Below are 14,411 nucleotides of genomic sequence, written 5' to 3'. Positions count from 1 at the left end.
GCCAAAGCAAACGCGGGCGGGGCGAGCTGTCGCGCCCTGCCCGCACCGACGCGGCCTAGCAGCCGCGGCAGATGCTCTTGATCTTCTTGTCGAGCGCCTGGTTTTCCTTGCTGAGGGGATCGTTCGGGTCGCTCAAATTCTTCTCGTTCGGCACGTCGCCGGCGCGCGGCTGCCGATGACCGACGGGTGCAGGCGGCAAATTGCCCGCCGACGGTCCCGACGTGGTGGTGGTCGATCCCTTGCTGCCGGTCTGCGCGACTGCCGCGCCGCCGAGCAAGACCACGAGCGACACGGCCACGATGATCCTCTTCATTTCCGTTCCTCCATGCTCAAACCGGCGTCCACTCCGTCACCACTCACGTCTCGGGCGGATAGAGATGAACGTCACCGCAATAGTCCACGATACGATAGCGCGTTTCCGTCGCCGCTTCACGTGCATCGGGTGCGGTATTTTGTGCCGCCAACACATAGTTCGGCCCCACCGGCGACTTGCCGGCGCCCCCGGGAATATCGATGACGTATTCAGGCTGACACAGTCCTGACACCCGTCCGCGCAGCTGCCGCATCAGCTCCTGCCCCTCCGCCAGCGTGGTGCGCAGATGCGCGGTGCCCGGTGCGAGATCGCCGTGATGCAGATAGTACGGCTTGATCCGGCATTCGACGAAAGCTCGCATCAAATCCGACAAGGCCGTGACGCTGTCATTGACGCCGCGCAAGAGCACGGACTGGCTGACCATGGGAATCCCGGCATCGACGAGCCGCGCGCAGGCGGCGCGGGCGCCTTCCGTGAGCTCGCGTGCGTGGTTGGCATGCAGCGCAACCCAGGTGGTCGCGCCCGCGACCTTCAGCGCTGCGACCATCTCGTCGCTGACGCGCGCGGGGTCGGCGACGGGCACGCGGGTGTGAAGGCGGATGATCTTGACGTGATCGATGCCGGCGAGATCGGCCATGATCTCGTTCATGCGGCGCGGCGACAGCATCAGGGGATCGCCGCCGGTCAGGATCACCTCCCAGATCTCGTCGTGCGCGCGGATGTAATCAATGGCAGCACGATAAGCGCTGTCCGAGAGCGCGTTGTCCTTGCCGGGTCCGACCATCTCGCGGCGGAAGCAGAAGCGGCAATAGACCGCGCAGACGTGAACGAGCTTGAACAGCACGCGATCGGGATAGCGATGCACGATGCCGGGCACCGGCGAGTGCGGGTGATCCCCGATCGGATCGGCGCTCTCGCCCGGCTGCATCTCGAGCTCCGCGGCGGTCGGCACGAATTGGCGGGCGATGGGATCGTCGGGATCGGACGTGTCGATCAGCTCGACCAGCGCCGGCGTGATCGCGACCGCATAGCGCGCGGCAACGCGCTCCAGTGCCGGTAGGGCCGCGGCAGGCGCGAGGTGCTCGGCCACGAGCTCGGCCGGCTCACGCAAGGTGCGTGCAAGATTGGTCTTCGTCATGTCTCACTTGGCGTTTCATTTGCAGGGGGGCGTCCACACCACCTGATCAATCCGTGTTGCGCCGCTGGCCAGCATCACCAGCCGGTCGAAGCCGAGCGCGACGCCGCTCGCCTCCGGCATTGCGGCGACCGCGGCCAGAAAGTCCTCGTCCAGCGGATAGGCCTCGCCGTAGCGACGCTGCTTCTCCGCCATCGATTCCGTGAAGCGCCGTCGCTGCTCTTCGGCGTCGGTCAGTTCGCCAAAACCGTTGGCGAGTTCGACGCCGCAGGCATAGACCTCGAACCGTTCGGCGACCCTGGGATCGCCGGCCTTCACGCGCGCCAATGCCGCCTCTGGAGATGGGTATTCGAACAGAATGGTCAAACGCCCCTGCCCCAGATGCGGCTCGACATGCTCGACCAGAACCTTGCTGAAGATGTCGGACCAGGTGTCGTCCCCGGCCACCCGGACCTTGCCGGCGGCCATTTGGGCGAGCGCGGCACGGTTACCCTCATCGCCCGAGATTGTCGACAGCAGATCGATGCCGGCGAACCGTTCGAAGGCGCCTGCGACCGTCAGGAGCTCCGGCTCGGCAAAGGGGTCGGCGGTCCGGCCGCGGAAGGAGAAGGTCCCGATCCCGGTCGCCTGCGCCGCGCGGGCGATGACCACGACGGTGTCGGCCATGATGGCGTCATAGGGCGCACCGGCCCGGTACCATTCCAGCATGGTGAATTCGGGCAGATGCAGGTCGCCGCGCTCGCGGTCACGGAACACCCGGGCGAACTCGAAGATTCGGGGCTCGCCGGCCGCCAGCAGCTTCTTGCAGGCAAATTCCGGGGAGGTCCGCAAATAGCGGCTGGCCCGGCTGCCGTCGGGCCGCACGATCTCGGTTCGGGGGGCGTGCAGATGGGTCTCATTGCCCGGGGAGACCTGAAGAACGGAGGTTTCGACCTCCATGAAGCCCTGCTCGGCGAAAAACCCCCGTAAAGCCCCGGTCACGGCTCCCCTCGCCTGGAGGAACGGCCGCCGGTCGAGGTGCCGCTCAGGCGACCAGAACGGCGAAATCGGCTTGTCCCCAGCCATTAACCGACCACCCCAACCATCAGCAAAGTGCTGGCATCCAACGGCAAAATCAGTATGTTGCGGCCCGAAACGGGCGCCGAGGTCTGATTTGAGGCCCCAAGTCCCCCATCAATTTGACCACGTCCTGGCCCGAGCCGGGCCAAGCAAGCAGGAAATACAGCTTTGAGAGTCATCGCCAGTTCTATTCGCAAGGGCAACGTGATCGAGCAAGACGGCAAGCTCTATGTCGTCGTGAGCGCCGAGAACATCCATCCCGGCAAGGGCACCCCGGTCAGCCAGATCGAAATGCGCCGAATCTCGGACGGGGTAAAGATCTCCGAGCGCTACAAGACCACCGACCAGGTCGAAAAGGCGACGATCGAAGAGCGTAACTTCACCTTCCTGTATGAAGACGGCGACGGCTACCACTTCATGAACCCCGAGACCTACGATCAGGTCCAGGTTTCCAAGGACGTGGTCGGCGACGCGGCCGCGTATCTTCAACCGGACATGACCGTCAAGCTGTCGACCCACGACGTCAACGTGGTCTCGCTCGCGCTGCCGCAGCGCGTGACGCTGGAAGTGGTCGAGACCGAGCCGGTGACCAAGGGCCAGACCGCCTCGTCGTCCTACAAGCCCGCGGTGCTCTCCAACGGCATCCGCACCACCGTGCCGCCGCACATCGCCGTCGGAACCCGCATCGTGGTGATGACCGAGGACGGCTCCTACTCCGAGCGCGCCAAGGACTAAGCCAGGGATCGAGGATCGGAACAGGTACCGCCGGGGGGCGAGACAGTGGATAGGAAGTGGTTCCGCTTCGTCTCGCGTGTTCTGGCGTCGCTTTCGCTCCTCGTTGCCGCTCCGCTGGCTGCGGATGAATTCCGCAGCCCCTCGCTCACGGCCCTGCGCGTCGATTGGCGCGCAGCGCTCGACCAGCTCCGCACCGAGATCAACAGCCACCCCCGGGCCGCGGACGATTTCATCTTCGTGCCCCGCCGTTCCGTGCCGCGCTACGATCCGCGCGCGATGCCGGCGCTCGTGCAGCTCAACGCAATCTCCTCGCAATTCTTCACCGGCATTGCCCGCAGCTCCGTGCCCGTGCTGCTGCCGTTCGACGCCGGCGCCTATCGCGAGGCCCAGCGCAACGGCGCGCCGCCGAGCCTGTCGCTGTCGCGCTATCAGGCCGATTTCAACCCCGTCGACATGTTCGACGCCGGCCCCGCCGGATACAGCGCCAGCTTCTCGCTCGAGCCCGGCGCCGGTGACGGCATGCCGACGCGTGTCTACGCAAGACCCGTCGAGGTGCAGATCACGGGCTCTGCGCTGCTCTATGACATCGCCGATCCCGCCGGCGGCAAGGGCGAGCCGGTCAAACCGCTTGCGGCCCTCTATCCGGACCTGCGCAGGTTCATCCGGGAAGGCTATGTGCGCTACGCCTTCACCCGCTTCGGCGTTGCCTATGTGGTGTCGATCCAGTGCCTGGACAGCGTCGCAAAGCCGCGGCGGCTCGCCTGCAAGGAAGCCTATCCGGTTGCCGAACGTTTCCTGAAGGCGCTGCGCGTCGCCGGCGGCCAGCGCATGCGGCCGTTGATGGACGTTGCCTCCGACATCATCGATCGTCCCTCAGGGCGTTCGGCCGATTTCAGCTACCGGCCGAGCGGCGACATCATCCCGAACAGCGGCTACCGCAACAAGAGCGGCCATCCGGACGTGATGGCCTATGCGCAGATCCGCTTCCCGCTGGAGAAGGCACCCGCTTTCGTGCGCTCGCAGTCCTACGGCAAGCGCGACAAGAACGACGGTCCGACTGCCTATCCCTGGCGCGACAATTTCTGCGAGTCCCGCAGCTTCGAAGTCTGGCAATGCGGCGGCGGTTACGGCCACCAGGGCGAGGACATCCGCGCCGCCGAGTGCCCGCCGCCCGGCGAGGGCCGCGCCCCCTGCGATCCCAAGCAGCGCGCCGTCGTCGCCGTACGCGACGCCATCGTGATCCGCGCTTCCAAGGACCAGGCCGCGACGCTCGAGATCAACAGCCGCACCGAGCACATGCGCTTCCGCTACATGCACATGAACCCGCAGGCGATGAACGCCGACGGTTTGCTCAACGGCCGGATGGTGACCGAGGGCGAGAAGATCGGCGTGGTCTCGAACTATCTCGATCATCCCGCCGGCACGTCGATGCACCTGCATTTCGACGTCCAGGTGTTCACCCGCGACGGCTGGATCTGGGTCAGCCCCTACGTCACGCTGGTCTCCGCCTATGAACGCCTGATCCGCGCCCGCGGCCGCGAAGTCGGCCCGGAGATCGCGGGCACGCCCCAGCCCGTGGCACATGCGCTGCCCGAGGATGTGATCAAGCCGGACCCGCGCGAGGGCTCGAGCAGCGAGGATAATTGAGGCAGCTCGCGCCTCACCGCTCGGCGCGCCTCGACGACGATCCCATCACGCCCCCTTTCGGCGCACGAGGCTTGTCCGGATCGGCGTCCGGGCCTCTCCGAACGGCCTGACCTTCTCTGGCCCCAGAATTGCTTGGCTTCCGGCAAGCAAACTGGGGAAAGGGAAGCACATGCGTTGTCTCACCGCGGCGGTCCTTGCGGCCGTCGCATTCGCCGTGCCGGCTCACGCGCAGGAATTGACCGGTACGCTGAAGAAGATCAAGGACACCGGCGCGATCACGCTCGGGGTGCGCGACAGTGCCGTGCCCTTCAGCTATATCGACGAGAAGCAGAAGACCGTCGGCTACGCCATCGACATCTGCATGAAGATCGTCGAGGAGATCAAGGCCGAGCTGAAGCTGGACAAGCTCGCGGTCAACGAGAACCTCGTGACGTCGTCCAACCGCATTCCGCTGATGGCGAACGGCACCATCGACCTCGAATGCGGCTCGACCACCAACAACGCCGACCGCCAGAAGCAGGTGTGGTTCACCAACACGCATTTCCTCACGGCGAGCCGCTTCGTGTCGAAGAAGGCTTCGAAGCTCGACCAGGTCGACGACCTCAAGGGCAAGGCCGTCGTCTCGGTCTCGGGCACCACCAACATCACCCAGCTCAACAAGGCCAACGCCGCCCGCTCGCTCGGCATCACCGTCATGAATGCAAAGGACGTCCCCGAGGCCTTCCTGATGGTCGAGACCGACCGCGCCGAGGCCTTCGTCATGGACGACATCCAGCTTGCGGCCATGATCGCTTCATCGAAGGACCCGTCGCTTTACGCGATCAGCTCCGGCGCCTTTTCCGATCCCGAGCCCTACGGTATCATGCTGCGCAAGGACGATACGGCGTTCAAGGCGGTGGTCGATCGCGCGACTGCAAAACTCTACAAGAGCCCGGAGATCGAGAAGATCTACAACAAATGGTTCATGGAACCGGTGCCGCCGCGCGGCCTGAACTTCCACGTGCCGATGCCGGTGTCGATGAAGAAGTCGTTCGAGCACCCGTCCGACAATCCCGATCCGGCGTCGTACGGGGGTTGACGAGATCGCAGAGCCACCCCAATTGCGTAGCCCGGGTGAGCGAAGCGACATCCGGGATTCTCACGACGACTGTTCCCGGGTGTCGCTTCGCTCACCCGGGCTACGAACTAAGAACTAATCCAGAAACGTCGTCAGCTGCGCGCCCTCGTCCGCCACGAACACCGCGATCAATTCCGCCGGCTCCGTGGCGCTGGCATTCGCCGACACCAGATGCGTCGCGCCGGGCGGTTCGAAGAAGGACTGGCCGACGCCAAACGTCTCGACCGGGCCGCCGCCGAGCTGGGAGCGGATCTCGCCCTTGGTGATGTAGGCCGTCACCGAGCCTGCGTGGCGATGCGGCCGCGTAAATCCGCCGGGTCCGTAGAAGACGCGCACGATGGTCACGCGCTTGCCCGGCACGTTCGGCAACGCGTAGGAGCCGATCGGCTCGACCTTGTCGAGCGGCGAACTCTCCGCGGCCGTCGCGCAGAGCGGCGCGAGCGCGCCTGACACGGTCTCCATCGTCAGCGGTAGCGCCTTGCCGATCGCGAGTGCGCAGGCGAGCCCGCCGACAACGGCCAGCGCCATTGACCGCGACGGCACCGGGCGTTGCGTGGTGGCCAAACTCATTGCTGTCATGACAACCTCCCCTTGTTCCCTAATGGCAATCAGGATGCCGCGGCATTCGTCGCGACCGGCCGCTTCGCCGGCGTCCAGCGATAGGCCGCACCAAACCGGTTCCAGACGTTGATCGAGGCGACAGCCGAGGTCAGGTACATCAGCTCGGTCTCGGAGAATTCGCGCTGCACCTCGGCATAGACCTCATCGCCGAAGCCGTTCGGCAGCAGCGTCAGTGCTTCGGTCCAGGCCAATGCCGCACGCTCGCGCGCTGAGTAGATCGGTGCCTCGCGCCAGACCGCGACCAGATGGAGTTTGTCCATGGGCACGCCGAGCCGCTCCGAGAGCAGGATGTGATGCTGGACGCAGAAGGCGCAGCCGTTGATCTGCGAGGCGCGCAACTTGACCAGCTCGAGCAACTGCTTGTCCAGGCCGGCCTTGGCCGCAAGCTGTCCGAGCGCCAGCACCAGATCATAGGCATCGGGCGCGATCCGCTTGAAATCCTCGTATTCGCTGCGGGCGTGTGACATTGCCGTGCACCTCGTGTTATTGTAAGAGTGCTTATATTGTATAAGAGCTCTTATATGACGCGCAAGGCCGCTGACCTCACAAGATCGAAAGGCCCGCGGAAGGCCCCCGCCGCTTCCGACGGCGGTGCCGTTCGCGTGCCCGCCCCAGGGGAGGGCAAACGCGGCGAGGAAGGCTATCTTGGCTACCTGCTGCGCCAGGCCCATGCCGCGGTCCGCCTGACGATGGAACGGACACTCGCCGATCTCGGCGTGACCTCGCCGCAATTTGCCGTGCTGACGATGCTCAACGCCTATCCGGGCCTGTCGGGCGCCGACGTCGCCCGCCTCACCTTCCTCACGCCGCAGACGGTGGGCGTCATCATTCGCAACCTCGAACGCGACGGCGCGATTGCAATGACGCCCCATCCCGTCCATGGCCGCATCCAGCAATGGACGCTGACGCCGCGCGGCGCGACGCTGTTGAAGGCGTGCCGGGAGCGGGTGATTGCGCTGGAGAAGCGCCTCGCCCGGAATCTGGATAGCAAGGCGGAAACCTCGGTCCGGCGCTGGCTCGCCGGAATCGCGGCCGATTTGCAGGACGACTAGACCGCGCCGGGACTAGCCCTAGTCGCCGCAGCCTCCGTCGCCGCCATCGGCATCCGAGAAGTCGCCGACGGCGCCGTCGCCCTGAATGCCGCGGCCAAAGTTTTCCGCGATGATCATCAGGATCACGACGAACAGCCCTGCGCCGAACGGCCAGGGATTGGCACGGATGATGTCGAACAGCTCCCGCATACGGGGATTTTGCAGGACAAGAGCGAACCGACCGTAAAGCGGCTGAGCAAAAAATCGGGGAATGGCGCTTTCGTGTGCTTGGCCCCACCCGCCCTTCAACACTTTCTTAACTTCGCCATCGGGCCGTGCGGCAGGTTGCCTGTTCCCTACGTTCCAGGGACCGGCTCACAGGCGCCATGTTTCCCGCTAGACTGCGCCCATGAAACAACCTGATTCCTCGGCCAATCACACGCGCCGTACCTTGCTGAAATCCACGCTCGGCGCGGCAGCCTTGCTGGCATTGCCGACACGGACGCTCGCCGCGCCGCCGGGCTTCGACGAGTGGCGCGAGTCTTTTCGCGCACGCGCGATGGCGAAGGGCATTTCGGCCGCGACCTGGCAACGCGCGATGGCACGGGTCGAGCCTGACATGAGCGTGTTCAAGCAGATGCGCAACCAGCCCGAATTCCACGAGCAGGTCTGGCAATACATCAACCGCCGCGTCTCCGACTGGCGCATCATCAACGGGAAGATCGCGCTGAAGAACAACGAGGCCCTGCTCGCGCGCATCGAGCGCGACTTCGGCGTCGAGCGCGGCACGCTGCTGGCGCTGTGGGGCGTCGAGTCCGCCTATGGCGATCCGCTGGTGCAGCAGAACCACATGACGCCGGTGTTTCCCTCGCTCGCCGCGCTCGCCTGGAACGAGCCGCGCCGCAAGGCCTATTGGGAGACCGAGCTGATCAACGCGCTGCGCATCGTCGACAAGGGCTGGAGCACGCCGGAGGAGATGAAGGGCTCCTGGGCCGGCGCGATGGGGCATTCGCAATGGATGCCGGAAGTCTGGCTCAACGTCGGCATCGACTATGACGGCGACGGCAAGGTCTCGCCATTCGGCAAGCCCGACGACGCGCTGGGCTCGACGGCAAAGTACCTCGTCAATCGCGGCAAGTGGCACCGCGGCGAGCATTGGGGCTACGAGGTGCGCGCATCAGGCGACATGAGCGGCAACCGCACCTATGCGGCATGGCAGGCGGCCGGCGTCACCCGCGCCGACGGCCAGCCGTTTCCGCAAGCCTCCGCGACCGCACAGATGTGGACGCCGGTCGCGGGCGGACCGACCTTTTTGCTCGGGCCGAATTTCTACTCAGTGAAGAGCTACAACCCCTCGATGAACTATGCGCTGGCGATCTGCCATCTCGGCGACCGCTGCCTCGGCGCGCCGCCTTTCATCCAGCCCTTCCCCGGTTCCGAACGCGCGTTGACGCTCGCCGAGGTGCAGGAGATGCAGACGCGGCTGACCAAGGCCGGGTTCGACACCGGCGGCACCGACGGCCGCGTCGGCAACGACACGATGAAGGCGATCAAGGATTTCCAGCAGCGCGCGGGGATTACGCCGGCGGACGGCTATGGCGGGCTGAAGGTGCTGGCGAGGCTGCGGCAGGGGTCGTAGCGCCCGCTCTCTCACTTTGTCATTCCGGGGCGCGCCACTTGGCGCGAGCCCGGAATCCATTTGTCCGCCTGGATTGCTGCGCGATGGATTCCGGGCTCGCGCTTCGCGCGCCCCGGAATGACGGCGGTTGGGGTCAGTGCCTGTACTGCGGCTCCTCAGCATCAAGCTGCCTGCGAACCGCGGCCAGATGCAACCGCGCGGATTCGGAATCGCCCTCGCGCATCTGCTTGTAGGTCTCGGCCGCAATCGCGGGATCGACGGCCAGCACCTTGCGCCCCGTCGACATCGCCAGCACCTGCACCTCGGCGGCGCGTTCGAGATAATAGAGATCGTCCCAGGCTTCCGCGATGGTCGGCGCCAGCACCATCACGCCGTGATGCTTCATGAAGACGATGTCGGCATCGCCGACGGCGGACGCGATCCGCGCACCTTCGCGGTTGTCGAGCGCAAGGCCGTTATAGTCGCGGTCGACCGCGGTGCGGCCGTAGAATTTCAGCGCGGTCTGCCCGGCCCAGATCAGGGGATCGCCCTCGGTCATCGACAGCGCCGTGGCGTAGGGCATGTGGGTATGGAAGGCGACCTTTGCGCGCGGCAGGCGCTTGTGCATCTCGGCGTGGATGTAGAACGCCGTCGCCTCGGGCACGCCCTCGCCGTCGAGCACGTTGCCGTGGAAGTCGCAGATCAGCAGCTTTGACGCGGTCAGCTCGCGGAAGGCGTAGCCGTAGGGGTTGACCAGGAACAGATCATCATGGCCCGGCACGACGGCCGAGAAATGGTTGCAGATGCCCTCCTCAAAGCCGTTGCGCGCGGCCATGCGGAAGCAGGCGGCGAGGTCCTCGCGCGCGGTGCGGATCGCGTCGGTGGCAAGGTCCGGCCGGTTCGAGCGAAATGGCGCTGGCGTGGATGACGAAGAGTGAAGGCTGTGCGCCATGGCGAAGGAAACCCCTGTCGGTCGGAAGCTCCTCGCCTTCTACAGGTCCGGCGCCTGCGCGTCAGCCCCCGCGGGCGCCACCCTGCCCTTCGCAGCCCGCGCGGCGGCCTATTGCCGCCGCGGCACGCCGCCGGCGTTCATGCCGCCGTCGATCACGAGCTCGCTGCCGGTGACGTAGCGCGAGGCATCTGACGCCAGATACAGCACGCCAGAGGCAATCTCCGCAGCCTGCCCGGCGCGGCCGAGCGGCGTGACGACCCGGGCCCGTTCGTCCGGATCGATCGGCGCGTTGCCCTGGTTGCCGGTCGCCCCCGTCGGGATCTTGCCCCAGATCGGGGTGTCGATGATGCCGGGATGAACGGAGTTGACGCGAATGCCGTCGCCCACAGCCGCGCACTCCATCGCGATCGATTTCGCAAACAGCCGCACGCCGCCCTTGGTGGCCGAATAGGCCGACAGCCCCGGCGAGCCGCGCAGGCCCGCCAGCGAGGACATCATGACGATCGAGCCGCCGCCGGTCTTGCGCATCAAGGGCAGGCAATGCTTGACGGAGAGAAACACGCCGTCGAGATTGATCGCGTTCTGCTTGCGCCAGTCACCGAGCGTCATGTCGACGATCGAGGGCACGGCAATGCCGATGCCGGCGTTGGCGACGAGCACGTCGAGCCGGCCGTAGCGCTTCGCGATCTCGGCGACGATCTCGATCCAACGCTCCTCGCTGGTGACGTCCTGCTCCAGAAAGATCGCCGTGCCGCCGGCCTTGGTGATGCGCTTGGCGAGCTCGGGACCGCGCAGCTCGTCGATGTCGGTTGCAATGACGGTTGCGCCCTCGCGCGCAAACAGCTCGACGATCGCCTCGCCGATGCCGGAGGCGCCGCCCGTCACCAGCGCGACCTTGCCCTCAACCTGCCCTGCCATGTTCACTCCCTTTCTTGTTTTTTGAGGCCGCTACTTAATCACGGACGGCCCCTGGTCCGGTAGCGCAACGTCGATGACGCGGAACTGCACGCGCTCGGCGCCCTGGTAACGGTCGACCGACAACGATCCCGCGACGTGCAGTTGCTGGCCGCGATTGGCGACCAGCGCATTGCCGAGCTTTTGTCCGACCGAACGGAACGCGATGCCGTTGACGATGGCGCCGTCGCCGGACTTGAAGCGCAAACGCAGATGCGCCTGGCCGACCTCATCGGCATAGACGAGCTGGTGCGCCGGCAGCGCCAGCACCGCTTCCGGATTGCCGCTGCCAAAGGGCCCTGCGCGGTTGAGCGTGGTCGCAAGCTCCGTCGTCACCGCGCGCGCGGAGACCGCACCGTCGATATAGAGCTCGTTGACGTGACGCGCCGCGGCGACGTCGCGCGCCAGCGCATTTTCGAGATAGGCGCGGAATTCGGCGAGCTTCTCCTTGCGCAGCGTCACGCCCGCGGCCATCGCGTGGCCGCCGCCTTTGAGCAGGATGCCGTCGGTGACCGCCTGCCGCACCGCCTTGCCGATGTCGACGCCGGCGATCGAGCGGCCCGAGCCGGTGCCGATGCCGCCGGGCTCGAGCGCGATGGCAAAGGCCGGCCGCGAAAACTTCTCCTTCAAGCGGGAGGCGACAAGGCCGACCACACCGGGGTGCCAGCCTTCGGACGCCGTGACGATGACGCCGAGCTTGTCCTCCAGCCCGATCGAGGCCAGCGCCTCGGCCTCGGCCTGTGCTTCGGCGGCCTGCTCGATGACGCGACGTTCGGTGTTGAGGCGATCGAGCTCGGCGGCGATCCGCGCGGCTTCGACGCTGTCGCCTTCGAGCAAGAGCCGCACGCCGAGATCGGCACGGCCGATGCGGCCGCCGGCATTGACGCGCGGCCCCAGCATGAAGCCGAGATGCCAGGCCTCCGGCGGGCCGTTGAGCCGCGCCACATCCATCAGCGCGGTGTGGCCGACATGGTCGCGCCGCCGCATCGCGATCAGCCCCTTGGCGACGAAGGCGCGGTTGAGTCCGATCAGCGGCGCGACATCGGCGACCGTGCCGAGCGCGACGTGATGCAGCATGCCCAAGAGATCAGGCTCGGGCATCTCGGAGGTCCAGAAGCCGCGTTGGCGCAATTCGCGATTGACCGCGACCAGCGTCACCAGCACGAGGCCGACCGCGGCGAGATGGCCAAGGCCGGAGAGATCGTCGAGCCGGTTCGGATTGACCAGTGCATCGACCTCGGGCAACTCCGTGCCGGCCTGATGATGATCGATCACGACCACGGACATGCCGAGGCGCTTGGCCTCAGCCAGCGGCTCAATGCTGGTGGTGCCGCAATCGACGGTGACGAGCAGCGTGGCGCCCTTCGCCGCCAGCCCCCGAACGGCTTCGACGTTCGGGCCGTAGCCCTCGAAAATGCGGTCGGGGATGTGGATCAGCGGATCAAGCCCGCAATGGCGCAGGTGCCAGGCCAGCAGCGCCGCCGAGGTCGCGCCGTCAACGTCGTAGTCGCCGAAGATCGCAACCTTCTCGCCCTTCTGTGCCGCATCCGCGATCCGCTTGGAGGCTGCCTCCATCTCCGTCACCGTGAAGGGGTCCGGCAGCAGCTTTCGGATGGTCGGGTCGAGGAAGTCGGGCACAGTGTCGATATCGACCCCGCGCCCCGCCAGCACCCGCGCCAGCAGTTCCGGCAACTGGTGCCGCTGCACGATGGCGAGCGCCTGGGCCGCCCCACGCGCATCCAGCCGGTCGCGCCAGAGCTTGTCGGTGAGCGAGCGCGTCACCCCCAGGAACGCCTGGGGCGCTTCGACGGGCAAGGCGGTGGCGGGCGGCGTCATGACGAGCGGCTGTCTGTTGGGAACTCGAGGTTCGGGCGATCACGCTAGGCGCCCGGTCACTGGCTTAAGGGGATTGGCCGGGAAACCCCGGCAATTTGCAACGGCCGGGCCGCACAAAGCGGTGGATGGCCGGCCGACAGGCCGGAGTGACTATCATTTGGGCATTCCGTCGAACAGCAAATTAAGCAGGCGTTAGGCGGAATCTTCGAAAAAGAATCGTATTCGATCTGTAAGCGATTGTTCCGGGTTCATTGCAGATCAGGCCTCATTGCCAAGGGAAGTCCCCGATGTCTGCTGCGCTGGGTCTGAAAGCCAAGCCGATTGCCGCCGAACCCGCTGACGACGATTCCGACATTTCCGCGCTGATCAACCGCCTCACCGCGGAGGTCAACCAGATCGCGGTCGACAAGACCAAGGCGATCCAGCAGATCACCAACCAGATGAAGATGCTGGCGCTGAACGCGCTGATCGAGAGCTCGCGCGCCGGCGCGCAAGGCGCGGGCTTCGCGGTGGTGGCGCAGGAGGTGCGCGGCGTCGGCCAGCAGGTCGAGACTATCGCGCGCGAGCTCGAGACCCAGCTGACGAAACGCACCGGCGATCTCGTCGCCTCGATCGACCGCATGAGCCAGCGCTCGCGCGGCGAGCGCATGGTCGATTTGTCGCTCAATGCGGTCGAACTGATCGACCGCAACCTCTATGAACGCACCTGCGACGTACGTTGGTGGGCGACCGACTCCGCCGTGGTCGATTGCGCCGCCTCGCCTGCTCCGGCCGCGGTCACCTATGCCTCGCAGCGCCTCGGCGTCATCCTCGGCGCCTACACCGTCTATCTCGACCTCTGGCTCTGCGACCTCGACGGCAACGTCATCGCCAACGGCCGTGCCGACCGCTTTCGCGTCGTCGGCCAGAACGTCGCCCACACCAAATGGTTTCGCGAAGCCAGGACCTTGCGCTCCGGCGACGACTATGTCGCCGGCGACGTCGAGAACCAGCCGCTGCTCGGCAACGCGCAGGTCGCGACCTATTGCGCCAGCGTCCGCGCCGGTGGCCAGGCCGACGGCGCGCCGATCGGCGTGCTCGCCATCCATTTCGACTGGGAGCCGCAGGCCCGCGCCATCGTCCAGGGCGTGCGCGTCGGCGACGGCGACAAGGCCCGCGTGCTGCTGGTCGACTCCAATTTCCGCGTCATCGCGGCCTCCGACGGCCAGGGCATTCTGAGCGAGCGCATCTCGCTGTCGCTGAACGGCCAGCGCTCCGGCTTCTATCAGGACCGCTCCGGCACGATGGTCGCGTTCCATGCGACGCCGGGCTACGAGACCTATCGGGGGCTCGGCTGGTACGGCTTGATCGTCTGCGGGGCCTGAGGCCAGGATCCGCCTGCCCGATCAAAAAC

15 protein-coding genes are annotated in these 14,411 nt (G+C 66.2%); 6 read left to right on the top strand and 9 right to left on the bottom strand.

Going from position 1 to position 14,411, the window contains the following annotated elements:
• Positions 1-55: 55 nt before the first annotated feature.
• From A3M7_RS0103405 to epmA, 3 genes are read right to left on the bottom strand one after another with little or no spacing between them, the layout of a single operon-like run.
• Positions 56-313: a hypothetical protein gene (locus A3M7_RS0103405; protein WP_027542661.1), complete on the bottom strand. Its 258-nt coding sequence runs from the start codon at positions 311-313 to the stop codon at positions 56-58.
• Between the two features lie 43 nt (positions 314-356).
• Positions 357-1,451: a lysine-2,3-aminomutase-like protein gene (locus tag A3M7_RS0103400; protein WP_027542660.1), complete on the bottom strand. Its 1,095-nt coding sequence runs from the start codon at positions 1,449-1,451 to the stop codon at positions 357-359.
• Positions 1,452-1,466: 15 nt separating this feature from the next.
• Positions 1,467-2,513 carry an EF-P lysine aminoacylase EpmA gene (gene epmA, locus A3M7_RS0103395; RefSeq protein ID WP_156936810.1) on the bottom strand — a complete coding sequence of 349 codons (1,047 nt, stop codon included), beginning with the start codon at positions 2,511-2,513 and terminating at the stop codon, positions 1,467-1,469.
• A 162-nt stretch (positions 2,514-2,675) separates the two neighbouring features.
• Between epmA and efp the strand changes: the two genes are divergently transcribed.
• The 3 genes from efp (at position 2,676) to A3M7_RS0103380 (ending at position 5,967) form a co-directional block, all read left to right on the top strand.
• Positions 2,676-3,242 carry an elongation factor P gene (efp, locus tag A3M7_RS0103390; RefSeq protein WP_011087158.1) on the top strand — a complete coding sequence of 189 codons (567 nt, stop codon included), beginning with the start codon at positions 2,676-2,678 and terminating at the stop codon, positions 3,240-3,242.
• 45 nt (positions 3,243-3,287) lie between these two features.
• Complete coding sequence (locus A3M7_RS0103385) at positions 3,288-4,889, top strand: peptidoglycan DD-metalloendopeptidase family protein (protein WP_027542659.1); 1,602 nt, start codon at positions 3,288-3,290, stop codon at positions 4,887-4,889.
• Positions 4,890-5,058: 169 nt separating this feature from the next.
• A complete protein-coding gene (locus A3M7_RS0103380) occupies positions 5,059-5,967 on the top strand; it encodes an amino acid ABC transporter substrate-binding protein (RefSeq protein ID WP_027542658.1) in 909 nt (302 codons plus the stop codon).
• A gap of 114 nt (positions 5,968-6,081) precedes the next feature.
• Here A3M7_RS0103380 and A3M7_RS0103375 read toward each other — a convergent pair whose 3' ends face one another.
• Positions 6,082-6,585 carry a cupin domain-containing protein gene (locus tag A3M7_RS0103375; RefSeq protein ID WP_027542657.1) on the bottom strand — a complete coding sequence of 168 codons (504 nt, stop codon included), beginning with the start codon at positions 6,583-6,585 and terminating at the stop codon, positions 6,082-6,084.
• A 29-nt stretch (positions 6,586-6,614) separates the two neighbouring features.
• Positions 6,615-7,094, bottom strand: coding sequence for a carboxymuconolactone decarboxylase family protein (locus A3M7_RS0103370; RefSeq protein WP_027542656.1), 480 nt, complete (start codon positions 7,092-7,094; stop codon positions 6,615-6,617).
• Between the two features lie 54 nt (positions 7,095-7,148).
• On the opposite strand from A3M7_RS0103370, the gene A3M7_RS0103365 reads away from it, so the two are divergent.
• Positions 7,149-7,679, top strand: a complete 531-nt coding sequence (locus tag A3M7_RS0103365) for a MarR family winged helix-turn-helix transcriptional regulator (protein WP_027542655.1) — start codon at positions 7,149-7,151, stop codon at positions 7,677-7,679.
• Positions 7,680-7,697: 18 nt separating this feature from the next.
• Here A3M7_RS0103365 and A3M7_RS49455 read toward each other — a convergent pair whose 3' ends face one another.
• Entirely contained in the window at positions 7,698-7,868 is a 171-nt protein-coding gene (locus A3M7_RS49455) for a hypothetical protein (protein WP_198033688.1), read from the bottom strand.
• A 199-nt stretch (positions 7,869-8,067) separates the two neighbouring features.
• Here A3M7_RS49455 and A3M7_RS0103355 point away from each other — a divergent pair, with 199 nt between their 5' ends.
• Positions 8,068-9,297: a lytic murein transglycosylase gene (locus tag A3M7_RS0103355; protein WP_027542654.1), complete on the top strand. Its 1,230-nt coding sequence runs from the start codon at positions 8,068-8,070 to the stop codon at positions 9,295-9,297.
• A 133-nt stretch (positions 9,298-9,430) separates the two neighbouring features.
• Here the strand turns inward: A3M7_RS0103355 and A3M7_RS0103350 are convergent, their stop codons facing one another.
• The 3 genes from A3M7_RS0103350 to recJ form a co-directional block, all read right to left on the bottom strand.
• Complete coding sequence (locus A3M7_RS0103350; protein ID WP_027542653.1) at positions 9,431-10,228, bottom strand: aldolase; 798 nt, start codon at positions 10,226-10,228, stop codon at positions 9,431-9,433.
• A gap of 108 nt (positions 10,229-10,336) precedes the next feature.
• Positions 10,337-11,146, bottom strand: coding sequence for an SDR family NAD(P)-dependent oxidoreductase (locus tag A3M7_RS0103345; RefSeq protein ID WP_027542652.1), 810 nt, complete (start codon positions 11,144-11,146; stop codon positions 10,337-10,339).
• 30 nt (positions 11,147-11,176) lie between these two features.
• Entirely contained in the window at positions 11,177-13,018 is a 1,842-nt protein-coding gene (gene recJ / locus A3M7_RS0103340) for a single-stranded-DNA-specific exonuclease RecJ (protein WP_027542651.1), read from the bottom strand.
• 287 nt (positions 13,019-13,305) lie between these two features.
• Here recJ and A3M7_RS0103335 point away from each other — a divergent pair, with 287 nt between their 5' ends.
• Positions 13,306-14,382, top strand: a complete 1,077-nt coding sequence (locus A3M7_RS0103335; protein ID WP_027542650.1) for a methyl-accepting chemotaxis protein — start codon at positions 13,306-13,308, stop codon at positions 14,380-14,382.
• Positions 14,383-14,411: the final 29 nt, after the last annotated feature.

Origin of the sequence: Bradyrhizobium sp. WSM2254, assembly GCF_000472645.1 — a bacterium.
Classification (GTDB): domain Bacteria; phylum Pseudomonadota; class Alphaproteobacteria; order Rhizobiales; family Xanthobacteraceae; genus Bradyrhizobium; species Bradyrhizobium niftali.
The sequence above is the reverse complement of the archived record's forward strand: the minus strand, read 5'-3'. Positions and strand labels throughout refer to the sequence as shown.